Origin of the sequence: Planktothrix sp. FACHB-1365 (genome assembly GCF_014697575.1) — a bacterium.
GTDB lineage: Bacteria > Cyanobacteriota > Cyanobacteriia > Cyanobacteriales > Microcoleaceae > Planktothrix.
Window position 1 is genome coordinate 152,057 of record NZ_JACJSC010000009.1, and the last position, 23,951, is coordinate 176,007.

At 38.0% G+C, this 23,951-nt stretch carries 20 protein-coding genes, 1 tRNA gene and 1 pseudogene; 10 read left to right on the forward strand and 12 right to left on the reverse strand.

From position 1 onward, the window contains the following. Positions 1 to 192: 192 nt before the first annotated feature. On the reverse strand, positions 193 to 2,190 hold the full coding sequence (uvrB, locus tag H6G57_RS13195; RefSeq protein WP_190519225.1) for an excinuclease ABC subunit UvrB: 1,998 nt from the start codon (positions 2,188 to 2,190) through the stop codon (positions 193 to 195). Between the two features lie 347 nt (positions 2,191 to 2,537). Between uvrB and H6G57_RS13200 the strand changes: the two genes are divergently transcribed. Next, a complete protein-coding gene (locus tag H6G57_RS13200; RefSeq protein WP_190519226.1) occupies positions 2,538 to 3,023 on the forward strand; it encodes a hypothetical protein in 486 nt (161 codons plus the stop codon). Positions 3,024 to 3,093: 70 nt separating this feature from the next. Here the strand turns inward: H6G57_RS13200 and H6G57_RS13205 are convergent, their stop codons facing one another. After that, the gene (locus H6G57_RS13205) at positions 3,094 to 3,705 is read right to left on the reverse strand and encodes a Uma2 family endonuclease (RefSeq protein ID WP_190519228.1); all 612 of its coding nucleotides are present in this window, start codon (positions 3,703 to 3,705) and stop codon (positions 3,094 to 3,096) included. Positions 3,706 to 3,806: 101 nt separating this feature from the next. Between H6G57_RS13205 and H6G57_RS13210 the strand changes: the two genes are divergently transcribed. The 3 genes from H6G57_RS13210 to H6G57_RS13220 all read left to right on the forward strand — a co-directional run bounded on the left by H6G57_RS13210 (position 3,807) and on the right by H6G57_RS13220 (position 5,381). Further along, the gene (locus tag H6G57_RS13210; RefSeq protein ID WP_190519230.1) at positions 3,807 to 3,998 is read left to right on the forward strand and encodes a hypothetical protein; all 192 of its coding nucleotides are present in this window, start codon (positions 3,807 to 3,809) and stop codon (positions 3,996 to 3,998) included. Positions 3,999 to 4,137: 139 nt separating this feature from the next. Further along, positions 4,138 to 5,184 (forward strand): M42 family metallopeptidase, encoded by a 1,047-nt coding sequence (locus H6G57_RS13215; protein WP_190519232.1) that lies wholly within the window; start codon positions 4,138 to 4,140, stop codon positions 5,182 to 5,184. Between the two features lie 124 nt (positions 5,185 to 5,308). Beyond that, positions 5,309 to 5,381: transfer RNA gene (locus H6G57_RS13220), tRNA-Glu, on the forward strand. An 83-nt stretch (positions 5,382 to 5,464) separates the two neighbouring features. On the opposite strand, the gene H6G57_RS13225 is transcribed toward H6G57_RS13220, so the two are convergent. Beyond that, the gene (locus tag H6G57_RS13225) at positions 5,465 to 8,290 is read right to left on the reverse strand and encodes a hybrid sensor histidine kinase/response regulator (RefSeq protein ID WP_199314264.1); all 2,826 of its coding nucleotides are present in this window, start codon (positions 8,288 to 8,290) and stop codon (positions 5,465 to 5,467) included. Positions 8,291 to 8,301: 11 nt separating this feature from the next. Continuing rightward, entirely contained in the window at positions 8,302 to 11,895 is a 3,594-nt protein-coding gene (locus H6G57_RS13230) for a diguanylate cyclase domain-containing protein (RefSeq protein WP_190519234.1), read from the reverse strand. Positions 11,896 to 12,317: 422 nt separating this feature from the next. Between H6G57_RS13230 and H6G57_RS13235 the strand changes: the two genes are divergently transcribed. Next, positions 12,318 to 13,334: an aldo/keto reductase gene (locus H6G57_RS13235; RefSeq protein ID WP_190519236.1), complete on the forward strand. Its 1,017-nt coding sequence runs from the start codon at positions 12,318 to 12,320 to the stop codon at positions 13,332 to 13,334. A 21-nt stretch (positions 13,335 to 13,355) separates the two neighbouring features. Here the strand turns inward: H6G57_RS13235 and H6G57_RS13240 are convergent, their stop codons facing one another. Both H6G57_RS13240 and petJ read right to left on the reverse strand, forming a co-directional pair. Next, entirely contained in the window at positions 13,356 to 14,015 is a 660-nt protein-coding gene (locus H6G57_RS13240) for a hypothetical protein (protein ID WP_190519237.1), read from the reverse strand. Positions 14,016 to 14,094: 79 nt separating this feature from the next. Next, positions 14,095 to 14,493 carry a cytochrome c6 PetJ gene (gene petJ / locus H6G57_RS13245; protein ID WP_190519239.1) on the reverse strand — a complete coding sequence of 133 codons (399 nt, stop codon included), beginning with the start codon at positions 14,491 to 14,493 and terminating at the stop codon, positions 14,095 to 14,097. Positions 14,494 to 14,883: 390 nt separating this feature from the next. On the opposite strand from petJ, the gene H6G57_RS13250 reads away from it, so the two are divergent. Further along, on the forward strand, positions 14,884 to 15,081 hold the full coding sequence (locus tag H6G57_RS13250; protein ID WP_190519241.1) for a hypothetical protein: 198 nt from the start codon (positions 14,884 to 14,886) through the stop codon (positions 15,079 to 15,081). A 66-nt stretch (positions 15,082 to 15,147) separates the two neighbouring features. Here the strand turns inward: H6G57_RS13250 and queC are convergent, their stop codons facing one another. Next, positions 15,148 to 15,828, reverse strand: a complete 681-nt coding sequence (gene queC / locus H6G57_RS13255) for a 7-cyano-7-deazaguanine synthase QueC (RefSeq protein ID WP_190519243.1) — start codon at positions 15,826 to 15,828, stop codon at positions 15,148 to 15,150. A gap of 260 nt (positions 15,829 to 16,088) precedes the next feature. Between queC and H6G57_RS13260 the strand changes: the two genes are divergently transcribed. Continuing rightward, the gene (locus tag H6G57_RS13260) at positions 16,089 to 16,610 is read left to right on the forward strand and encodes a DUF4149 domain-containing protein (protein WP_190519246.1); all 522 of its coding nucleotides are present in this window, start codon (positions 16,089 to 16,091) and stop codon (positions 16,608 to 16,610) included. Between the two features lie 105 nt (positions 16,611 to 16,715). Here H6G57_RS13260 and H6G57_RS13265 read toward each other — a convergent pair whose 3' ends face one another. Further along, entirely contained in the window at positions 16,716 to 17,186 is a 471-nt protein-coding gene (locus H6G57_RS13265; RefSeq protein WP_190519248.1) for a hypothetical protein, read from the reverse strand. An 83-nt stretch (positions 17,187 to 17,269) separates the two neighbouring features. Between H6G57_RS13265 and H6G57_RS13270 the strand changes: the two genes are divergently transcribed. After that, positions 17,270 to 17,737, forward strand: coding sequence for a DUF29 domain-containing protein (locus H6G57_RS13270; RefSeq protein WP_190519250.1), 468 nt, complete (start codon positions 17,270 to 17,272; stop codon positions 17,735 to 17,737). On the opposite strand, the gene H6G57_RS13275 is transcribed toward H6G57_RS13270, so the two are convergent. After that, positions 17,726 to 18,862: a DNA cytosine methyltransferase gene (locus tag H6G57_RS13275; RefSeq protein ID WP_199314265.1), complete on the reverse strand. Its 1,137-nt coding sequence runs from the start codon at positions 18,860 to 18,862 to the stop codon at positions 17,726 to 17,728. The genes H6G57_RS13270 and H6G57_RS13275 overlap by 12 nt on opposite strands. A 65-nt stretch (positions 18,863 to 18,927) precedes the next feature. Next, a complete protein-coding gene (locus H6G57_RS13280; RefSeq protein WP_190519251.1) occupies positions 18,928 to 20,046 on the reverse strand; it encodes a beta-ketoacyl-ACP synthase in 1,119 nt (372 codons plus the stop codon). A 191-nt stretch (positions 20,047 to 20,237) separates the two neighbouring features. On the opposite strand from H6G57_RS13280, the gene H6G57_RS13285 reads away from it, so the two are divergent. Further along, entirely contained in the window at positions 20,238 to 21,923 is a 1,686-nt protein-coding gene (locus H6G57_RS13285; RefSeq protein WP_190519253.1) for a methyl-accepting chemotaxis protein, read from the forward strand. A 115-nt stretch (positions 21,924 to 22,038) separates the two neighbouring features. Here H6G57_RS13285 and H6G57_RS13290 read toward each other — a convergent pair whose 3' ends face one another. Both H6G57_RS13290 and H6G57_RS13295 read right to left on the reverse strand, forming a co-directional pair. Further along, positions 22,039 to 22,800 (reverse strand): peptidylprolyl isomerase, encoded by a 762-nt coding sequence (locus tag H6G57_RS13290; protein ID WP_190519255.1) that lies wholly within the window; start codon positions 22,798 to 22,800, stop codon positions 22,039 to 22,041. A 34-nt stretch (positions 22,801 to 22,834) separates the two neighbouring features. After that, positions 22,835 to 23,401 (reverse strand): photosystem I assembly protein Ycf4, encoded by a 567-nt coding sequence (locus H6G57_RS13295; protein WP_190519257.1) that lies wholly within the window; start codon positions 23,399 to 23,401, stop codon positions 22,835 to 22,837. A gap of 342 nt (positions 23,402 to 23,743) precedes the next feature. On the opposite strand from H6G57_RS13295, the pseudogene H6G57_RS13300 reads away from it, so the two are divergent. Continuing rightward, positions 23,744 to 23,951 (forward strand): annotated as a pseudogene (locus H6G57_RS13300) (photosystem II D2 protein (photosystem q(a) protein)); the annotation flags it as partial.

Genomic DNA, 23,951 nt, shown 5'->3' on the forward strand with positions numbered 1-23,951 from the left:
GCAAAAATGGCAGCTACAACCCTGATTCTATCGTAAAATATGCTAATTTCCTGACGAAATTGGGAGGAGACGTGACACGGGTTTTTGGACTGAAACCAGAGGTGCTAGAAAGAGGGGTTGACAAAATACACATTTTGTGCTGTAGACTTTAAAATAGAACTTTCCCCTGTTGCTGGACAGATTGACTCTATCCTAATGTCCGATTAGTTTATCGCGTAATTGTTTAATGCGATCGCGGAGTTTAGCGGCTTCCTCAAATTCTAATTGTTTCGCTGCGGCTTTCATCTGGGTTTCTAACTGAGTAATCACATCGGGAATACTTTCTAACGGTAATTCCTCAAAGGTTTCCACCTGTTTTTCTACGGTTTGAGCATTTAACCGTCGAGACACATCCAAAAATTCCAAAATCGAATTACTGGATTTTTTGATAATTTGTTGGGGAATAATCCCATGTTCTTGATTATAATTTTGTTGAATCTCTCTTCGTCGGTTGGTTTCCTCAATCGCTTTGCTCATACTTTCCGTTAAATTATCTGCATATAAAATAGCCTGTCCTCGAATATTTCGCGCCGCACGTCCGATGGTTTGAATTAAAGAACGTTCGGAGCGTAAAAACCCTTCTTTATCCGCATCTAAAATCGCAACTAATGACACCTGGGGTAAATCTAATCCTTCCCGTAATAAGTTCACCCCTATTAACACATCAAAGTCCCGATTTTGTAATCCTTGAATAATTTCTATCCGTTCAATAGACTGAATTTCTGAATGCAAATATCGAACGTTCACCCCTCGGTCTTGTAAATATTCCGTTAAATCTTCCGCCATCCGTTTCGTTAAGGTTGTAATTAAAACCCGTTCATCTCGTTCAACTCGCTCTTGAATTTCTCCATATAAATCATCCACCTGTCCTTCCGTTGGACGCACGAACACTTCAGGATCAATAACTCCCGTCGGACGGAGAATTTGTTCAACGACTTGACCTTGAGATTGTTCAATTTCCCAATCTCCGGGTGTGGCTGATACAAAAATACATTGATTGACTTTTTGCCAAAATTCTTCGGCTTTCAACGGTCGATTATCCGCCGCACTGGGTAAACGAAACCCATGATCAATTAAAACTTTTTTTCGAGCTTGGTCACCATTATACATTCCCCGAATTTGAGGAACAGTAACATGAGATTCATCGACGACTAATAACCAATCATTGGGAAAATAATCAATTAAACATTCTGGAGGTTCTCCCGCTTGTCGTCCAGCTAAATGGCGAGAATAGTTTTCCACCCCATTACAATATCCCACCTCCCGCAACATTTCCAAATCATAACGAGTCCGTTGAGATAACCGTTGTGCTTCTAATAATTTACCTTGGGTTTCTAATTCAAGAACTCGTTGTTTGAGTTCCTGTTCAATATCATAACAAGCCATTTCTAAGCGATCTTCTGGGGTCACAAAATGTCGCGCGGGATAAATACTTAATCCGTCTAAACTTTGCAAAACTTCTCCTGTTACCGGATCTATATAACGAATAGCTTCTATTTCATCGCCAAAAAACTCAACTCGAATAATTCGATCTTCATAAGCGGGGCCAATTTCTAATACATCTCCTTTGAGACGAAATCTCCCCCGTGTTAATTCCACATCATTGCGAGTATATTGAACAGCAACTAATTCCCGTAATAATTCCCGTTGATCAATTTCTTCTCCTACTTGTAGGGGAATAGCGGCTTTTAAATATTCTGCTGGCATTCCTAACCCGTAAATACAACTAATAGAAGCCACAACAATTACATCTCGCCGCTCAAATAAAGTTCGAGTGGCGGAATGGCGGAGCATATCAATTTCATCATTAATAGAAGCGGTCTTTTCAATATAAGTATCGGTTACGGGAAGATAAGCTTCTGGCTGATAGTAATCGTAATAACTGATAAAATATTCAACGGCATTTTCAGGAAAAAATGAACGGAATTCGTTACATAATTGGGCGGCTAAGGTTTTGTTATGGGCTAAAACCAAAGTCGGACGACCAATTTTTTCAATCACCGAGGCGATAGTAAAGGTTTTTCCGGTTCCTGTTGCCCCCAATAGGGTGCTAAAGGGTTGTCCTTCCTTAATATTATGGGTGAGTTTAGCGATCGCTTGGGGTTGATCGCCCAGGGGTTGAAAGGGAGCTTGAAGTTGAAAGGGGATCATAAAGGGGAGTAGGGGGAGTAGGGGCGAGGTCTTCTCGCCCATCAACAGCCGACAGTCAGTAGAGACGCGCCTTGGCGAAGCCGGTTCATGCCGTAAGGCTATTGCCGTAAGGCTTTTGGCACGTCTGTACACAGCCAACGGTCAACAGTTTTACTTATTATGGCAAAAAGAGATTTGTCTCAACGCGCTATTTACTAAAGATCCAGTTTATTTTATAATTTATTTAGCTTTAATCCAAAATTAACACCTAACCCGTCCTTAATTATCTCCTTAATTGAGTGAAAGGCTAGGAAAATTTCAATGATGAAATTAATAGCAGGGTTAAGTATAAATTCTAAATTCACCCTATGACAGTTAGCTCATCTACGCCCAAAAGGGGGAATGCTGGGAAGCGAACCAGTGGAACAGCAAACTCAAATCAAGATAATAAAACTCAAGCTGATCAGGTTAAAGTAGACCTTGTTAACAACGAACCAACTACAGATATGAGCCCAGAAAATCAATTAGAGATCGTGGACAAACCTGCAAAAAAAGGCTCTCAAGCCAATACAGCACCGACTCAAATTCAAGTCGCTTCAACGATGACGTTTATGAACCGTCCCATTGAACATAGCCATCTTGAAATTGCGGGGATGTTATCAGCAAATCGTCCAATTTTTAAATCTAATACTCCTAATGATGTGGCGTTCATTCATTTAGAAGATGCGGTGGGAGCCCTAGCAAATCGTCCCATTGAAGCCAGTCATTTGCAAATTACCTCTATGGTGATGAACCGTCCTATTGCGACTAATGACATTGATGATCCTGTTACTTTAATGGGATTTTTGGATTAAATCTCAAACTGAATTGTTGTTGTGAACAAAATCGGGTTTCTGAACTAAAAAACCAGAAATTCGATTTATTTTATTCGGATAAATTTTGATTATTTGAAAATTCTTGTTGATTAAAATCAACACCTTCATAAAGTTCATTAAAATTAAAATGAATATCAAAAGAAGCTAATTTAAACTGTGAGGTTTCTCCTTCATATTCAGTTAAAATCCACTGACTTTTATCATTTTTAACATATTGCATGACTTTATAGTCTTGTTGAGCAATTAAAATATATTCTTGTAATTCTGGAATAGAACGATAATAAGTAAATTTATCACCTTGATCATAATTTTGTGTTGATTTAGATAAAACTTCAGTAATCAACATCGGGTTCATCACAGTTGTTGTTCCTGTTCCACTATAAACGGGAGGACGTTGAATGACCATGATATCAGGATAAGTATATTGACGATAACGGGGTATCCACAACCGCACATCCCCAATATAAACATCATAATTTTGTCCTCGGAGTGCAAATTTTAAGTAAGCTGCAACGTTCAGAGCAATTTTATTATGATTGGTTGTTCCTCCGGTCATGGGGACAATTTCTCCATCTCGATATTCGTGTTTGTAGTCGGCTTGTTCTTCCCATTCTAAATATTCTTCGGGTGTGTAATAGCGGGTTTGTAACTGAGAACTCATAATCCCCCTTTTTATGATCACGTCTTACCTATTTATAGGTTATCAAAAATTTATTAGATGATCCTGTATGATAGTAGGAGAGATTTTTATTGTCCGATAAAATGTTTGATTTTTTGACCAACCCTTCTGTTATTTTAACTTTGGCGATTCTTCATGGTATTATTGGTGCGATCGCCGCTTTTGTCGCTCAACAAAAAGGACGGAGTTATCCTCGATGGTTAATCATTGGATTAATTGGAGGAACACCTGCCTTAATTGTAGCCTTATTCTTAAAACCCATTTCAGTAAGTTAGTAATTAGGGAACAGGGAAGAGGGAATTACGAATTACGAATTACGAATTACGAATTACGAATTACGAATTGGGAATAGTTTTATTAAAAACTAACAAAGCTAACAGTCAACGGTCAACGGTCAACGGTTAACGGTTAACAATGGATTATAATACTTTATTTAAAACCATTGAAAATTTAGTGCTACAACATTCTCCCAGTGGCGCAGAATGTGAAATCAATCAATGGTTATTAGAAGGGTTTTCTCAACGGGGTGTGGAAGCTTGGCGAGATCAAGCTGATAATATTATTGCTAAAATTCCGGGTCAAAATCCCAACCGTGCCATTGCAATTACGGGACATAAAGACGAAATTGGCATCATTGTTAAAAGTATTGAAGATAACGGAAGAGTTTTAATTCGGAAATTAGGGGGTTCTTTTCCTTGGGTGTATGGAGAAGGGGTAGTTGATTTATTAGGAGATCACCAAACCATTAGCGGAATTCTAAGTTTTGGTTCTCGTCATATTTCCCATGAATCTCCGCAAAAACTCCACCAAGAAGAGAAAGCTTTAAAATGGGAAGATGCTTGGATCGAAACGAAATGCAACGCGCAGGAATTAGAAACTGCTGGAATTAGACCGGGAACACGGGGAGTTGTGGGAAAACACCGGAAAAAACCGATCCGTCTAAAAGATTATATTGCCAGTTATACCCTTGATAATAAAGCCTCCGTTGCGATTTTATTAATATTAGCAGAAACCGTTAAAAACCCACCGATTGATGTGTATCTTGTGGCTTCTGCGAAGGAAGAAGTTGGGGCTATTGGGGCGTTATATTTTACCCAAAGGCAAACTTTAGAGGCGTTAATTGCCCTGGAAATTTGCCCCCTCGCCCCGGAATATCCCATCACAGGAGATGAAAAACCCGTGTTGCTGTCTCAGGATAGCTATGGAATTTATGATGAGGGGTTAAATGGGGAACTGCGACAGGCAGCAACCACCGCAGGAGTGCCGTTACAACTGGCGATCTTAAATGGGTTTGGTAGTGATGCCTCCGTTGCTATGAAATTTGGCCATGTAGCCCGGGCGGCTTGTCTGAGTTTCCCGACTCAGAATACTCACGGTTATGAAATTGCTCACTTAGGAGCGATCGCGAACTGTGTTAAAATTCTACAAGCCTTTTGCAGCAAAGATTTCAGCCCAGTTTAAAAAAATCTAAAAAAAAAATTTCTAAAAGGGTTGACACCGATTCGGATATAGGCTAGATTAATAAAGGTGAAAGGCACAAAGTCAAGCGCGAAGTCAAGCAATGACTCAATGCCCAATGTCATAAGCCCCCATCGTCTAGAGGCCTAGGACACCTCCCTTTCACGGAGGCGACACGAGTTCGAATCTCGTTGGGGGTACTACTAATCAGAAAAGGCTTAAGGTTTAAGATAAATCTCAAGCCTTTTTTTGACATTAAATGCAGGACAACAGAATGTGTTGCTTAAACAGAAGAGAAGGGATGGGGGAGGAGGATTGCCGTCACATCTGCAATAATATCATACCGAAAATTATTGACTAAACGGGTCAGGATCTCGCTTAACTCATGATGATGAATAGCAATTTGTTCAATGGCTTCAAAAATTAAGCGATCATCCAATTGAACCGCACCTTGATTCAGTTGTGCAATAATATCTAAAGAAATATTGTTCAAGTCAGAGGCGTTGAGAGTGAGTTCAGAGGGAGATTCAGACCGAAGAATGTGCTCCTGATTTTCATTATATTGATATTGAATTTTTAAATAGTAAGCAATTTTTTCTAAAAGTATAGCTGCTTGTACAGGTTTGTGCAGACAATCTTGACAGCCAACGGCTAAAATTTTAGATTTTTCTTCTTCAAAAACACTGGCTGTAACCGCAATAATAATCGGAGGTTGTTGAGAAGATTGAGATTGAATCGATTGAGTTGCTATATATCCATTAATAACAGGCATATTCATATCCATTAAGATTAATTGAGGAAACCAATTTAAGGCAATATTGATCGCTTCTTCTCCATTTTTTGCTTCCTGAACTTCAAAGCCAATGGGTTCTAATATTTTCCGTAGAACTTGGCGATTTTCCCAACGATCATCAGCAATTAATATTCGGTAGGGTTGGGTTAAATTGACAATTCCAATAACAGGTTTATTCAAAATATTAGGTTGATAAATATCTAGTTGTTCAGTTAATTTAGCTTGAATATTAAAATAAAATATTGTCCCTTTCCCGACGGTACTTTTAACATTAATTTCTCCTCCCATCAGTTGAATAAATTGTCGGCTAATGGATAATCCTAAACCTGTTCCTTCTAAAGCTTTCTGTCCGGCTTCAGTTTGAATAAAGGCTTCAAAAATACGCTCTAGGTGAGTGGCTTCAATCCCAACACCCGTATCTTCAATTTCAAAATTCAAGGTGATTTCTGGTGAGGATTTAGACTGAGAATCAAGTCCTTTTTTGACTCTTAAAATAACAGAACCATACTCGGTAAATTTAATTGCATTTCCTAATAAATTTATTAAAATTTGACGTAATTTTTTCTCGTCAGTTTCTATATACTGAGGAACATCTTTATCTAAATTTATAATTAAATCTAATCCTTTAGATTCTGCTTTTAGTTTTAACATTTGTTGAATTAAATTTAATAAATGATAGAGATTAAAACTACTGTAACTTAGGGAAATATGACCCGATTCAATTTTAGCCATATCGAGAACATCATTAATTAATGATAATAAATGTTCTCCACTGCGACTAATAATTTCAATATATTCTTTTTGCTCAATATCGAGAGAATGGTGATGATTTAATATTCCCGTAAATCCTAAAATAGCATTCAAAGGAGTTCTTAATTCATGGCTCATTCGCGCTAAAAATTCACTTTTGGCATGGTTGGCTACCTCTGCTATATCCTTCGCGTGTTTCAGTTCTATTGTCCGTTCTTCAACCCTTTGTTCTAAAGATTGGTTGGTTTCTTCTAATCGGATTAAATAATCTCTTAATTCTTGTGCCATTTGATTAAAAGTTTTGGCTAAAACTCCTAATTCATCAGAACGGCTCAGGTCAATTTTTTGATAAAAATCTCCTTGAGAAAAAGCGATCGCAACTTCTTTTAAACTCATTAAAGGAACTAAAATCCAACGGGAAGTTACTAAACCCATCAAAGTTGCTATGAGTAAACCAGCGATACTTAATAAAATTGTATTTCGTGTATTTTGATGAATTTGCTGCATGAAATCTGATTCAGGAACTACAACAACAATTAACCAATCTAAACCCAATTGATCTTGCCAAGGATTGACCTGAACAAAAAATTTTTCCCCTTTTTGATTAAAACTAAAATTTTGGGGTTGTTTAATTTGAGTTAACTCAGTAAAATATTTCAGGAGATGCTGACTGGTTAAACAAATTAAAGGATCTTGAATTTCCGTGCCTTTAATTCGTTGTGCTTCTCCTTTCACTAAACGATAAGATTTAGCGGTGCTGGAACTTGCTACTAATAATCCATTGCGTTCTAAAATAAATGTTTTTCCTGATGGACTAATTTTTAGTTTTTGTAAGAAATTACTAATTTGAGATAATTGCTGATCAACACTTAATACGCCGATTAACTGTTTATTTTGACTATAAATGGGTTGACTATAAGCAATAGAAATATATTGAGGATAGCCTTCCCAGTTGTAAATATCACTCCAAACTGCATGACCGATTTTTACTGGATCAGCATACCAAGATTCTGCTTTAAAATTATAGGTATCTGCAATATCATAGGCAGGTTTAATCCGATTTCCTTGAGAATCAGTTTTATAGGATAAACTCTTTCCTTGAGTAGATTTCCGAGAAGCTTCACTAATTTCAAAATAACCTTCTGGGTATCGACCCGCACCAATAAATTCCCCAGTGGAACTACCAAAACTAATATAACCTACATTCGGAAAAATTCTCAATTGTTGCCAAAAGTATTGTCCAGTGGTTTGAAAATTACCCAGGTCAAGTAAACCAAGTTGAATGGCTTGATGATTGAGTTGGTTAATAGAAACGGGAACCGATAAATAAGTATTTAGATGTTGTTTTAAGCGATCGCTAATTTCGTGTTGTAATTGATTGGCTAAATCATTGACGGCTTTTTGTCCATTCCGAAAAGACAACCAACTTACTAACCCCACAGAACTAAAAATCAACACCGAAAAAGGAACGACCAAAACATAACGTAATGGAATTTTACAACAAACTTTGACTAAGTAACGGCTTAAAAAAGAAGGCATTTTCAGGAGGGATGCTAAATTATTCACAAAATTAATTATTAATGTGAAGATTCAGACGCAGATTCAGGAGATGTATAGACAATATAACGATTTCTACCTTGTGCTTTGGCTTGATACAGGGCTTGATCCGCCGCTTCAATTAGAACTTGAGGAGAGCTAAAAACCGAAGGCCTGAAACTGGCAATTCCCATACTAAGAGTTAAGTGTGAACTTAGAGGTGATATGTTATGAGGAATCTGCAAGGAATTAAGGGTATTAGCGATAATTTCAGCGACTTGAATAGCCCCTTCGATGTAGGTTTGAGGAAGAATAACTGCAAATTCTTCTCCCCCATAACGAGCGACTAAATCCCCCGGACGGCGAACAGATTGATCAATGGCTTGGGCAACTTGAATTAAACATTCATCTCCGGCTAAATGACCGTATTGATCATTATAACACTTGAAGTAATCTACATCACAAAAAATTAATGATAAAGGTTGTTTTTCTCGCATACCTCGCTTCCATTCTTGCTCTAAATATTCATCAAATCGACGTCGATTTGCCACCTGAGTTAGTCCATCCATCATGACTAAACCTTCTAAACGTTGATTAGCAATATGTAATTGTTGATAGAGTTGAGATTGTTGGATGGCAACTTGCAATTGTTCAACTAACGTACAAGCTAATTCAACTTCGGTATCTTGCCAAATCCAAGTTTGATTATGGCGATAGACACTTAAACTTCCCCAAATTGAGGAACCGACCCATAACGGAACAATCAATAAAGCACCCGGATTCATCTCGGTTAAATTCTGATTAATCGGTTGATCAACATCCTGTTGAAAGTTAGAAATCCGAATTACTTTTTGTTGCTTGATTTGGGCAGAAATTAAATTATCATCATCAGGAATAATGATTCCGATGGTATCAGGAATTTCTGCGCCTTGAGTGGTACTCGCAACAATAATCCAGTGGTTTTTATCCGGGATATATTGAGCAATTGACACTCGATCAACATTTAAGAGTTGACCTATTTCTAAGGTTGCTGTTGAGAAAATTGTTTCTAAGTCTAAGGGCTGACTAATTGCTTGAATCACTCGTCTTAATCCTTTTTCCCGTTGCGCTTGTTCTTGGGTTTGTTCATACAATTGACTTTGATGAATCGCAATAGAAACTTGAGCCGAAATTTGTTCAAGTAAATCTAATTCCCAATAAGCCCATTGTCGAGGACAAGTACAATGGTGAGCCATTAAAAATCCCCACAATAGTTCACCTTTAGTAATCGGAACCCCTAAACACGCGCGGACTTGACACTGTTCAAACCACTGTAACTGATCGGATTTAAGAGGGGCGGTATAAATATCAGAAATATTATGAAGGCATCCTTGACTAAAGGGGATAATACATTGGTCTTGAGTTAAATAGCTGCTGGGAATTTGTTGACCCCATAAAGACATCCACTCTACCCCTACAGATTGTACTATTACGAGGGCATTTCCATTCGGTTCAAACCGATAAATTAAAACCCGATCTGTTTGTAATAACTTGCGAATTTCTGTAACGGTTGTAGTTAAGATTTCTTCTAAGTTTAAGGATTGGCGAATCCGTTGAGTAATTTCCGTAACAACTCGTTCTCGTTTCAGGAGTTGACGCAGGGTTTCTTCGATTTGTTTGCGTTCTGTAATATCTAATAACGTTCCAAATAGGCGAATGACTTGACCTTGTTCATTCCTCATCACTTTGCCTTTAATTAAAAGATAACGCAGAGAATCATCAGGGCGAAAAATACGGATTTCCTGTTGAAATTGTTGACCTTCGTTAAGTGCTTTTTCCAGGCGATGACGGATGAGTTCTCGATCATCAGGATGGGTAAAAACTTGTAATAATTCCTCATAGCTGGGAACAGGATGATCGCAACTTAACCCATAAATACAAAAGCTTTCCTCTGACCACTGAACTATTTGGGTAAGCGGATCATAAGACCAACTCCCTAAATGAGCCAATTTTTGGGCTTCTGCTAAAGCTAAGTTGGTTTCTTGTAGAGTTTCTTCGACTTGTTTACCATCGCTAATATCTCGAATCACTGCGACAACGGAGGAAGGAGACAGGGGAGAAATATTAGCCGAAAACCAACTATTTTTTCCGCCAATTTCTAAACAATATTCCAGGGTTGCTGTGGTTTGGGTGGCGATCGCTTTTTGTACAGTTTCTAACATTTGAGTTGCGAGGGGTTCAGGAAAAATTTCTTGGGGTATTTTACCTAAAATTTGCTCAACGGGTAGATACAGAATATGGGGATTATTCGTAATCACATTCAGATACCGTCCTTCCTCATCTAAAATTAAGACTAAATCCGACATCGCCCCAAAAACAGCCCGCAGTTCTGCTTCCGATTGACTTAAGGCGGCTTCAACTTGTTGTCGCTGAAGTTCAACTTGTTTGTGTTTGGTAATATCTCGACCAATCGCTTGAAATTCTCGGTTCTGTCCCGTCCCATCGGGAATCACTTGCACCGTCCATTCTAACCACCGTTGTTGATTGGATTCCTCTGTCAGACAAGACTGATAGCTTAGGGTTTCTTGAGTTTCTAACAAATGGGTCATTTGCTCTAGCCCCAGGTTTTGTTCGTGATCAGGAAATAGGGAAAAAATGCTTTTTCCGAGTAATTCTGAAGCCGACTGACCCAAATATTGACAACCGGCTTGGTTAATAAACGTTAAGCTTCCTTTAACGGTGTAACAACAGACAAATTCAGGAAAACTATCGAGTAAGCGATGATAACGAGCTTCTTGCTGAACCAAGGTTTGTACAAGCTGCATTTCTTGTTTAAGTTGTACTGTTTGAACTTCTAAGGTATGTTGTAAAATATCAATTGTTTCTAGTAATTCTGACGGATCAATCACCTGTAAAATATGGGTTTGAGTCACAATTCCGATTAAATTTTCTTCAGCCGTTGTCACCACTAATCGCCGAATTTGATGACGCTGCATTTGTTGATGGGCTAACCATAAAGAATCCTGGGCTGCAATAGCAATTACGGGTGAAGTCATCACCGTTTCTGCAAGGGTTAATTCAAACTTAAGATTCAGTTGTTGGAATCGCACCATATCTCGCTCTGTGATCATTCCAATCGGTTGAATCAGTCCTTGATTTTGTAATTGGGTAATCACAATACAACTCACTTGATAGGTGATCATCAAGTTGGCTAACTGTTTGATAGACGTGCTGGGAGGGGCATGAATCACCCGAATTTGCATGACATCCTCCACCCGTCTTAATTTTAGTAAATCGTAAGGAATCAGACGATCACGAATCTGTTTGGGGGTAATGATTCTGATGACTTCACCCTGAAGATTAACAATGGGTAAATGGCGAATCTTATGGTAATTAAATTGTTGAATTACTTGTAAGGAATCCGCCGCTTCTGATTCCAATAAGGTAATGACATTGGCTGTCATCACTTGAGTAATGGGGACTTGAGCAAAATGAATTTCCGATGCAATTGCCCGCACAATATCTCGTTCAGTTACAATCCCGATCAGTCGTTGTTCATCAATGACTAAAATACAGTCATGATCCCTCTGGTTCATGAGGTTAATCGCATCCATACTGGGGGTATCTGATGTTACAATCAGTAAATTAGATTGCATTGCTGATTACTATATTTTTGTGATTGAAATCAGAATTTTCTATGACACGTTCCCTGACTGCTATCTGCCAGATTGCCACAAAAGATACTGCTTAAAATTCTATTGTGGCTTAAATTCATCGAATTGGGATAAAACTCAATTGAACTTTATTCTTCTACTTCTTGGCGAGTCCAGTAGAATCTCGGTCAAGGAGCTTGTGACAAAAACAATCCGTCACGTTTTATTAATAGGGGTTGACATATTCTCAAAAATTGATAATATTGTATTTTATAATGTGCGATCAGTCGGATTTATAAAAATTTAATAAAACTTTAATTTCCGACCTTAACCCTTTACCGAAAAAGCAAAGATTGATTAATAGCTCCTATAAGCTAGTCGAAATTTTACCTTGAAGGTATTCCTGATTTTTTTAAACGTAGAACATGAAACTACCCGTTTCCAGCCGATTTCAATTAACAGAAGACCTGAATATTTGTCGCATTTTAAATGGGATGTGGCAAGTGTCTGGATCTCATGGACGGATTGATGCCAAAACAGCCATTGAGAGTATGTTTAAATACTGGGATGCTGGATATACGACTTGGGATCTCGCCGATCATTATGGCCCTGCGGAGGATTTTATTGGGGAGTTTAGACGACAACTAATTGCGACTCGTGGACAAGCCGCATTATCCCAACTTCAAGGCTTTACAAAATGGGTTCCTCGTCCGGGAAAAATGACGAAAAATATTGTAGAAAAAAATATTGATATTTCTCGTCAACGGATGGGGGTAGACTGTCTCGATTTACTACAATTTCATTGGTGGGATTATCGAGATCAAAATTATTTAGACGCTTTACATTATCTGACAGAGTTACAAACTGAAGGCAAAATTAAGCATTTAGCCTTAACCAATTTCGATACAGAACATTTAAAAATTATTGTTGAACATAACATTAACATTGTATCCAATCAAGTACAGTTTTCCCTAATTGATCGTCGTCCTTTAGCTAAAATGACCGAGTTTTGTCAAACTCACAATATCAAATTACTGCCTTATGGTGTTGTTTGTGGAGGATTTTTATCCGAAAAATATCTGGATCAACCTGAACCCAATAAATTGCGATTAGAAACCGTTAGCTTGAAAAAATATAAAAATATGATTGATGCTTGGGGAGGATGGAGTTTATTCCAAACCTTATTAACAACCCTGAATGCGATCGCCCAAAAACATCACGTCACTATTCCTAATATAGCTGTTCGTTATATCCTCGAACAACCCACCGTCGCCGGAGCAATGGTAGGGACAAGATTAGGTATTTCTCAACATATTGAAGACAATGCTAAAGTCTTTGAATTTAGTCTTGATGCTGAGGATGATCAAACCCTGAATTCTATTTTTTCCCAATCCCGTGATTTAATGCAAATCATTGGTGATTGTGGAGATGAATATCGATAATTTGTTGAGGGTTATCAACTCCTAACGATTTTTTAACGCCTGAACCGCGCGAACCAATCGTTTTAGATAAGGTTTAATTAAAGTTTGTTGTTCGGTTTGTAAGGTATTAACTTGCTGAGAAAGCTGATCAATTTGGGTGTGAATTGTCGCTGAATCTGCAACAGATTGACTCACCCAGGCTTCTAAAGCCGTTGTTAAGGATTGATGTTCCTGTCCTTCCAAATGAGGGGTAAAAGTCTGTGTTGAGGTCTTCAATTGATCAATAGCTTCTTGCATTAACTGAAACCGCACATTCATCACTTCCCAATCCTCTTGTCGCAACGCATTTTTTTCTAACCGTTGAGTTACCCGTTGTAACTCCGTGAGCACATCCGTAATCGGATCAAGTTCATTCGATTCTGGGGGTAAGGTTTGCAGTTGCTCATGCAACGATTCCACGACCCCGTGAACATCCGTAATTGCTGCATCCAGATTTTGACGCATATTCTGTTCAAACCGTTGACGATTAACAAGATTGAACAACAACGCCGCACTGAGGGGAGTCAGCGCATACAGAACAGGCTGATACCATGCCGCAATCAGCGTTCCCAGTGCGGTTCCCCCAACAGAAACATACTCAGCTAACTTCCACCCATCCACAGGGTTTCGTGACGGTTTTAATGATTCTGGGCTATCTTCCATAGTTGATTTAATAATTCCCCCTTATTTTAGCAATAGGGGGAGAGTGGTTAACTAATACCTCTAAAATCAATCAATTTAATCACCCTGAATTCTTCACATCCAGTTTTAACCCTTGGGTTTGAGCGGGGGAACTTAACCATGCCTTTTCTGCTTGTGTAGCAACATAATCAGCAACGGTTTTAATTTCTTCAGCCGTTAACCGATTTTTAAAGGCAGGCATCGCATTTTTACCATTTGTTACTTGATTAATTATTGCAACTTGAGCATCTTCTTCATATCCTTTTAAGTATTTAACCAAAGCTTCTTTTTTCAAAGTTTTATTAGCAACAACCACATTATTTCCATTAATATGGCAGGCGGCACAGAAATTAGAAAAAATTTTAGATCCATTTAACGCCTCTTCTGCTAATACAGGTTGAGGTAGGATTAACGTTAACAATACAAAACTTAGAATAAAAACTGATAATAATTTTTTCAATTGAATCTCCTTGAATCAGAAATAGGCAACTGGTAACACAAAGATTTTACATCTAAAATAAAAACACGGTATGTCCCTCCACAGAGAAACCGACGAGCTTCTAATTTGTTGAACCATACCATAAAGTTAATCTGGGGGGAAAGCTTTCGCCAGAAAATAATACCTAGTTGTAATCACCTCACTCCCTAAGCAAAAACTGCTAGGTGTTAACGGAAATGATAACAGCTTGTGAGTAATAATACTGAATTTAACAGGATATCCTCGATTTGTGATCCAGCTTACTGATTGATGATGAGAATGATCACACCTACAGTACCACAGAAATCACTGGATATATTCGCTCAATCACAGATATTAAAAAGGTTTAATGGATTGCCTTTTGGTCTGTTTATGTCTGAACCCATATCTTTTTCTACTTTAAGTTTCAAGCAAATGGTCGAGCAAATTTTAAGAACTCAATCCATGAGTCGTCAAGAACGATATGCACTGAGGTATTGGTTATTACGCAAACTCGATGAACACGAACAACAGTTAGTTTATACCCTGCAAAGAGGATTATATACAGGGGAAATTAAAATCACAGATTAAACAAGTTAAAACCCAGATAAGTTAGGGAATAAAACTCTATTATTCCTTCTCTTTTATTGAGTTCATTTAACCCTTAATATAGGGAATCGGATCAGTTAACCCTAGTTCTGCAAAGGCGGCTAATCGCAAACGGCAGGAATCACAAGTTCCACAGGCTTTTGTCTGTCCTGCATAACAAGACCAAGTAAATTCCCAAGGAACACCCAAACGATTACCAAGTTCGATAATCTCTGTTTTTTTTAAATGAATCAGGGGAGATTCAATCGTAATTGGATTGCCTTCTCGACCTTGTTTTGTTCCTAAGCGAAAGACTTCTTCCATTGATTGAATATAATCGGGTCTGCAATCAGGATAACCTGAATAATCTAAGGCATTCACTCCAATATAAACCCGACTAGCAACAATCGCTTCTGCGTAAGCTAAAGCGAAGCTTAAAAATATAGTATTTCGTGCCGGAACATAAGTAACGGGTATACTTTCAGCCATTTTTTCAATCGATCTATCCTGGGGTAAATCGAGGTGATCATCTGTTAATGCAGATCCTCCCCATAAGGTGAGATCAAAGGTAACAACTTGATGTTCGATGACTCCTGCACATTCAGCAATTTTTCGGGCTGATTCGAGTTCTTTTCGATGTCGTTGCTGATAATCGAAAGAAATCCCATAGCATTCACATCCATCTGCTTTAGCTTGGTATAAAACCGTAGAAGAATCTAAACCACCCGATAACAAAATAACTGCTTTCACCAGAGTCTTTTCCCTTCTTAATTGTGTTGATTCTATTTAAGTTAATTTTAACAAAAAATAAAGCGATCGCATCCCTCTACAAGTTACAATTTTTACAAAGCTCCAAAATGGACAAGCTGGCTTTAAAATCAATATTTAAACATTTCTATAATTTTGTAAACTTTTATTATACAAAATACTTCACATTCTATCCCTGAAATTTTCGCTACACTAAATTTAAAGACAGCAATTATATCTCTATACATTAGGTAGTTATCTCTATGCCGACAGTCTCTAAACTAGAAGATCATCCCACACGCTGGCTAACACTGGTATTAGCAACCTTAGCATTATGGATGGCAGGGAGCTTAATTCTTGACTTTGTAATTATGCCGACAATGTATGTTTCAGGCATGATGGAAGAGACAGGATTTACTTCCGCAGGAACACTGATTTTTTCAGTGTTTAATCGTTTTGAGTTAGTTTGTGCCGCCGTTGGTTTAACCAGCTTAATTGCATTAGCAACAACCCTTCCTGAAAAATTTAGTAATCGCCTACGGACAATCACCGGATTATCTTTTTTCCTATTAGCGATTGCGATGATTTACACCTACATTCTTACGCCTCAAATGAGTGCGTTAGGAATTAACCTCAACCTCTTTAATGGGTTAACTGCTATTCCTGATGGCATGAACCAACTCCACTGGAGTTATTTTACCCTAGAACTGATTAAATTATCCCTTTTAGGCACAATTTTAGGCTGGTGTTATCGCAATCACAGTAAACTCGATATCACGTTCTAAATTTCTGAATAAAATTAAGTTAGGTTGGGTTAAGGAAACGAAACCCAACTTTTTTTTGATAGATTAACGACCAAATTAACTGGTTAGGAATGTGGTAACTTCCCCTTAAGTTTCTGGGTCATCTGGAATCGGCTTAATAAATTGGCGGTTAGCACGGACAAAACAGCTACCTCTATTGAGATTACGGGCAATTTCTACCGGAATCCAAGGTTTATTTTGTTTATCTCGTAATACAATATTAGTCCCAAATTGTGTTGTTACCGCTTGTAACTTTGTGCCTGTTTTAAAAGTTGTCATCACTGACCAATTGGTAATAGTATGGTAGTTATCTTTATAAAGTATATCAGGTGCGTCTATAGAATCCATAGAAATGCCTTGATATTGTTGAAGCATCCGACAGTTTAATCCGTGTGGGTCTTTGTCAGTAACTATCCAATTAATTTGGCGAATCCCCCTTCGTTCTGTAGCAGGGAGTATATAATCTCCATTGGTATTAGTCTGAGGAATAGCCCAACTAGGCGTACAGATCAAAACTAAACTGATGACAGAAATTAATATAATTTTGAGTAATTTCATAGCTTTACCTAAAAATTATTTCGTAGAACCGCTATAATTATAGCAATCGAATGCTATAAATCTAACTGAGTCTAGGATATCCCATGACAACCCAACTCCCGATCACAGAATCTCAACAAACTTCTAGTTTATATGAAGAAGATTATTATCTTTGGTTAATGAATACAATTCATCAATTACAACATGGAAAATTAGCCAAAGTTGATCTCGTTAATTTAATTGAAGAATTAGAAGCTATGGTCAGAAGTGAAAAAAAGGCTATCACAAGTAATCTCAGAATTTTATTAATGCACCTATTAAAATATAAGTATCAATCTGAGAAACGAACAAATAGTTGGCTATTTACTATTCGAGAACATCGAAAAAGATTACGAGACGATTTTAAAAATAGTCCGAGTTTAAAGCGATATTTTCTTGATGTTTTTGAAGAATGTTATCAAGATGCTAGAGAATTAGCTGCTGATGAAACGGGATTATCAATCAATACTTTTCCTGTAGAATCTCCCTTTTCCCAAGAAGATACTTTAAACCCAGATTATTTACCCGAGTGATAGTAATTCACGGTTTTCTTGATTGGCTAATTTTAAACGTTCTTTAATTGATAATTGTTGTAAATCTTGACTCAAATCATATAAATTAACTCGCTCATAATTACCTTGAAACAAAGGAATTAATGCTTCAACTAAGGCTACAATACCATCAGGAGGAACTGCATTCCCAATTTGTCTGCGAACTTCTGTCAATGATCCTTCAAAGATAAAATTATCTGGAAACGATTGTAACCGAGCTCGTTCTCGATTAGTTAATGCTCTGGGTTCTTGATAATGATATCCCCAAGTTCCACCGCCACCTCCTGCGATAATGGTTGTTGAAGGTTTGTCAGGGTGTAAACGTCGGTAAACATGACTAATCATTCCTTTAACATAATATTCACTATCTTTCGGAATATCAGTAAAATTTCCTCCGGGTTTAATCCGTTTTAAAATTTCAATGGTTCTTGGTTGGATTTTTTGATGTTCATTATTATAGGGAATTTTTTCTACCCCGGCTAATACTTGTGATGCAGTTCGATAAGGATACTTTCGATTTAAGCCATATTCGGGTTGGGGATGAATAAAATTAAACCCTGTATCTTTTCTAATTCCAACTAATAACACCCGTTCTCGAAATTGAGGAACCCCATAATCAGCAAAATTATAAAGTTTCGGTTTAACTAAATATCCCGGTTCAATATTTTCAAAATCAGAAATAATTCGTTGAATTGCTTTATAATTATTCGCACTTAATAATCCCTTGACATTTTCAGCAATAAAGGCTTTCGGTCTTTTCGCTTGCACAAATTTAAGAAAATAAGTATATAAATTTCCTCTTTCTCCTTCTAAACCAGGACGTTTCCAAATCATTGAAAAGTCTTGACAGGGGAAACCTCCCGTAATTAAATCAGCATTAGGAAGTTCGGAAATATTAATATTTTCGATTTGATCACAAACAATTACATTAGATATATTCCGTCTAAAAGTTTGGCAAGCATTTTCATTAGAATCAATTGCCCAAACTACTTTAAATCCTGCTTTATGAAAGGGTAAATCCATACCCCCACATCCTGAAAATAATGAAATCATAGAGGGAGATTTTTTCCAGTTAATTTTAGATAAACATTCTGTTAATGGGATCATCAGTTTAAATATGAGTAAGGGATGGTGCGTGCGCTGCGCTTACACACCCTACAATAATAATTATATTATTTACCGAGTGCAATAATAGCATTTTGTCCGCCAAAACCAAAACTAAAACATAACGTATTTCTGACAAAACTAGAACGAACTGAGGTAACAAAATCCAAATCAAATTCAGGGTCTTTTAAGCCAACACAAGGGGGTAAAAGTTGATAATTTAATGCCATTAAACCAAATGCTACTCCTAACGCTCCTGATGCACCTAATGTGTGTCCGGTCGCCCCTTTTGTCGAACTGACGGAAACGCCTTGAGGAAATAAGTGTTGAATTAATTTAACTTCATAGTCATCATTTAATGCGGTTGCAGTTCCATGAGCATGAATATAATCAATTTGATTAGGAGATAAATCACTATTTTTTAAACAAGTTTTAATGGCTGCGATCGCACTTTTTTGGTTAAAGTCCGGTTTATTACTGTAAGCCGCATCATTGGTTAATCCAAATCCTAAAATTTTTCCATAAATTTGAGCTTTTCGCTGTTGTGCTAAATCTTCTGATTCTAAGATCAAAATAGCCGATCCTTCCCCTAACACAAATCCTTCTCGATTTCGATCAAAGGGATAGCAACCTGTTTTTGCTAACGCTCCCATTTGTTCAAATCCGGCTAAGGTTAAAGGAGTAATGGGTGCTTCCACCGCACCTACGATCACACGCTGACATTGTTGGGTTTGAATCAGTTCAAATCCTTGAGCGATCGCCCAAATTCCTGTAGCACAAGCGGCCATTGGTGATAAAATAATTCCTGTAGATCCGATTTTTTTAGCTGCATTTACAGCAATATTAAAATGTAAATAATCCCTAAATTTAATTAAATTAATATTCTCTTCCCTCCTTGCTAACTGTTCTAATTTTCCTTGATATCCCCGACTCGAACCGATCACAACCCCACAGTCGGGTAACAGGGGAGTTAAATCAGCCATGATTAACGCATCCGTGATCGCCTTTTCTAATAATTCTGTAGGATGAGACGGAATATCATGAATTAAAGCGAGGGGTTGGGTTAGAAGCTCAGGAAAAGGTTGATAAGGTAATATTCTTGATTGACTGGATAACAATCCTTTCCAGGTTGTTTCTAAATTCCCTAATGCTGAGATTAAACCAATACCAGTAACAACAACATTCATTATTGATGAGTAATCTGTCTTCAACAACCGAGAGTCAGAATTAACTCTAACTAACTCTACTTTATCTTAAATAACCCCCGAATTAAATTTTTAGGAGATATCGTTTAAATTAATATCGGTTGAAACACTCTCTTGTATTTTTTTAAAAAAAAGTTTATAAATTAGAAGATATTGATTCAATAAAGACAACTATGGTTAAGCAAACTAGACTCCCTACAGCATTTGTTTATGGAGTCGTAGGGATTTGTATCCTACCCTTTTTACTCAATCTCTTAGGTATTAGTTTTGCTTCTCCACAAAATTCATTGAATCTATCAACTTTAACTAATCTCAGTCAGCCGCAATGGGTTGATCAGCTACATCATGCTTTATTAGGGAGCTTTACCCACACAATTTTAGAATGGGTAGCGATTTGTACAGCATTTTTTACGGTTTTATTATCCTTTGTTCACTTTGCGATTAAGCGAGATATCGTAACTCCCATTATTGGGATATCTCTATTTTTTGCAGGGAGCATGGATGCTTTTCATATTTTAGCAGCCGATCGAATGATTGAAGGGGTCGCAGACAGTCAAGCCTTGATTCCTGTCACCTGGGCTATTTGTCGCTTATTTAATGTTGTGATTTTAATTCTAGGGGTAGGTACAATTCTGATTATAAAACCTAAGAATTGGCGGGGTAATTTTACCATTGTTATGATGGCGATCCTCTGCTTTGGGTTGTTAGCTTCTGTAATTATTTATGTTGTTATGAACAGCCCAACTTTACCTCAAACGATCTTCCCTGATGCTTTCATTAAACGCCCTTGGGATTTTATCCCCTTAGTATTATTTATATTTGCAGGAATTTTTATTTTTCCCAAATTTTATCATCAATATCCGAGTCTATTTGCTTATTCTTTAGTGGTGAGTACAATTCCTTCGGTTATGGCACAAATGCACATGACCTTTGGTTCGATACAATTGTTTGATAATGATTTTAATATCGGACATTTCTTGAAAATTATTGCCTATTTAGTGCCATTTTTAGGACTGAGTTTAGATTATATTCAAACCTATCGCCAAGAAGCCATTGTGATTAATACACTCGCCACTTCTTCTGTTCTCCTTTCTAAAAGTACCGAACAACAGGAGCGAATGGTACTTCAACAGTCTATCACAGTGAATCAAACCACAACGACCATGAATCAGTTGGGAAACTCTTCTCAACAATCAGCAACGCAGGCAGAAATTGCCGTTGACACCGCTAAAAAAGTGCTGAATTTAGCAGAAATTGGTAAAGAGGCAGTTAATCATACCTTAAGAGATATGGCAAATCTTAAGACTAAAATTGAGGCAATTTCTGAACAAATTAGGCGCTTGAGTGAACAGGTGGCTTTAATTAGTCAGATTACAACCTCGGTAACAAACTTAGCAAATCAAACAAATTTGTTAGCTTTAAATGCCTCAATTGAAGCGGTACGAAGTGGAACCAATGGTCGAGGTTTTGGGGTCGTCGCTAAAGAAATTCGTCAACTGGCTGATCAAAGTAAAAGATATTCCCAGGATATTAATAATGTCGTAACGGATATTAAAACTGAAATTAATTCAACTGTAAAAGTTACAAATGAGGGAAAAAATTCAGTTTATGAAGGGGTAAAAAATGCTCAATTTACGACGGATACTTTTATAAAAGTAGCGACTGAAATTAACCGTATTGTTTTGAGCAACCAGGAAATTTATCTGACCTATAAACAGCAGGAAATTGCTATTCAAAAAGTCATAGATTCGATGAATTCACTGAATGAGGAAGTCGCTCAAACCGCTACTGGAATGCGGGAAACAAAAGTGGGGATTCAAGACGTTGAGAAGGCATTGTTACTTTTAGCAGAGACTTGAAGACTAAACCTTAATTTACAGGGTGAGTAAAAATACTAATCCCAATCCAGCTTGATTGAGTTTGAGATCCTTACCCACCCTGGGAAACTAAAAGTTTACAATTTTTGACAGTTTATTAATTTTTCAGATTTTCTAACCCTTGGGTCACTTTAGCAGACTGAATGCGATCGCCTTGTTTAATTTGATCAACAACATTCATCCCGTCGGTAACATAACCAAAAACCGCATAACTCCCATCCAGGAACGGTAAATCTGCTAAGGCAAAATAGAACTGAGAAGAAGCGGAATCAGGGAATTGAGAACGAGCCATGGCTACTGCACCCCGACTGTGGGATAAAACAGGAGCTTTTTGGATTCCGGCACTTTCTAAGGTTTTACTATAGATCGGCTGTTCTGCACCTTTGGGCTTAATTTCTAAGGGGATCATCCGTTCTTTGGATGTCTTGGGATCAATAAATCCCCCAGTCCCTAATCTAGCACTGGGAAACTTAGGATCTTTACTTTGAGGATCGCCCCCTTGCACCACAAAGGGTTGAGGATCACGGACAACCCGATGAAAAGCTAGACCATCATAAACCCCTTTATTAACGAGATCGACAAAGTTCCCGGCGGTAATGGGGGCATTAGTGCCATCAATTTCAATAGTAATTGGCGATTTATTGACCGTCATTACTACCGTTGCTTTTCCGTTTAATTGGGGTGAATTTGCCATAGGTTGGGTTGAAGTTGGAGAACTAGGAGTAAGGGTCTGCTCGACAGATGGATTGTTCTGAGCTTGAGTTTCTGCTGAAGTTGTCGTAGAACTACAGCCCGCCACGATTAACACACATAAGAGCAGGAGCGGTAAAAACCAGTGCTGTGTGTTGAATTGTTTCATTTTAGGTCTTAATTTTTGGGTGCAGTCGGATATTTTACAGTCCTTCTAAGGGAACTTGTAAAAACTTCGCTAATTCAGCCCCTTGATTTTCTAAGTCTGACAGAGGCAGGGATTGGCCCACACGGGTTAAGGGAATTTCTCGACGGTCTTTGAGTTTGAGATACAACGCTCGACGGGGGTTGAGTCCATCTTTGATATCTACCCGAATTGATTGAACCTCATTAACGTTGCAATTGAATTCAACTTTACGGTTTTTCCCCGGAAAGCCCCACCGGAAAATATTAACCTTTTCCGTTTCCCGATTAAATTCATTGTATCCACCGCCTAAATCCCACAGAATCACCAGCCATAGATACAAAGCCAGTAACAAGGCTGCTGTTCCATATAACCCCATGACAATTCCTTGGGGGATAAAGATCAGTTGGGTCGGATCGGCGAAGGGTAAAAGATTAATTTTCAAATAGCTGGATATACCCGATAAGAGAAAACCAGTCCCACCGATGGTGATTACACTGGCCCACCAGTAGTTGCTGAAGCGACGGGAACCCGTAACTTTCTGATCAAGGATTTGATTCGTTGTGGTCTTTGTTTGGGTACTCATGAAACGTAAGAGTGTAAATCTTCACAGTCAACACCTTTGCAAAAATTGTTAACTGTAATATATAGTTATGTTAACTTGCTTAATAGTCTACCGCTAAATGTCCCCCGGTTAACCGAGGACACCATCTGTAGACTCAAAGCATCCGATCGATCGCTGAACAGTTGGTCTCGCAAGGGAAAAAAACTGCTTTGTAAGACCTTCGGCCGAACTGCGTTCGGATTGATTTCCACAGAAGGTCAAACCAGTGAAACGATCAGCCCCATCAAAAATCGAGAAACCGATTGATTATGGGGTAGTTCACAAAGGATAATGTTTTAGATAACCCAAGAGGATCGTTCTGAAATGACTATAGCAGTCGAACGGCCGCAAGTTCAGAGAGGATGGTTTGATGTCCTCGACGACTGGCTCAAACGCGATCGCTTCGTCTTCGTGGGTTGGTCAGGAGTTCTACTGTTTCCCTGTGCTTATCTAGCCCTTGGTGGCTGGTTAACCGGAACCACATTTGTTACTTCCTGGTACACCCACGGTTTAGCAAGCTCTTATTTAGAAG